We start from the raw sequence: 664 nt of genomic DNA, 5'->3' as shown, positions 1-664 counted from the left end.
GCCGCAGACAGTGTCGCAGGCGCGGCTTAGATCGCTTGTCGAGCAGGCTCAGACATGGCGCGATGGAAAGCCGATCAGCGATCCCAGCGTCTGGGAACTGCTCCTGAGCGAGTTGATGGCCGACGCTCGTGAAATGCTGGCGGATCCGGCTCCCGGACTATGGGAGCGGATTTTCACCAGGGACGCGGTGAAGCTCGAAGGCTCTGGTCGGACAGATGCCCGTCATTTCGTGATACCGCGGGAGGATTGGGCGATACGCGGGATTGAGGCTTATCTGACGACACGTCTCGGTGCCGATTTGCAGCCCGTTCAGCAGGAGAGCAACCGACGGGCTGTCGCGCGGCTGCTGCGCCGGCTGGCCGAACTCACATCTGTGCAGATTAAGCGGCGTCTGGCGCAGGAAGAGGATGCCTGGTCGATAGCCGGAACGATCGCGCAATTGTTGCTGGCCAGAGCTTGGCTTCGCGGCGCGATCTCTCCTTCGGCACCGCTCGAAGAGCAATTCCAGGAGCTGCTGTCGGATGAGCAGGAACCGCGAAGTATGCCCGACGACAGGGTGGAATCCTGGGGCGAACTCGTTCGCGCTACCAGTTATTGGCATGACAAATTCAGAGCGATGCTCCGGCAGCTCCTGCTCTTGCCGCTCGGTACCGGTGCGCCTTTG

The 664-nt window shown here is 61.7% G+C and carries 1 protein-coding gene; it reads left to right on the top strand.

Annotated elements, in window-relative coordinates:
• Nucleotides 1-664 (top strand): hypothetical protein (locus EN780_RS39360; protein ID WP_189557100.1); only part of this gene is annotated, 664 nt, incomplete at both ends.

Source organism: Mesorhizobium sp. M4B.F.Ca.ET.089.01.1.1 (assembly GCF_004022605.1).
In the GTDB taxonomy this organism is placed as follows: domain Bacteria; phylum Pseudomonadota; class Alphaproteobacteria; order Rhizobiales; family Rhizobiaceae; genus Mesorhizobium; species Mesorhizobium abyssinicae.
Note: the sequence above shows the minus strand (reverse complement) of the source record. Positions and strands in the feature narration are given on the sequence as shown.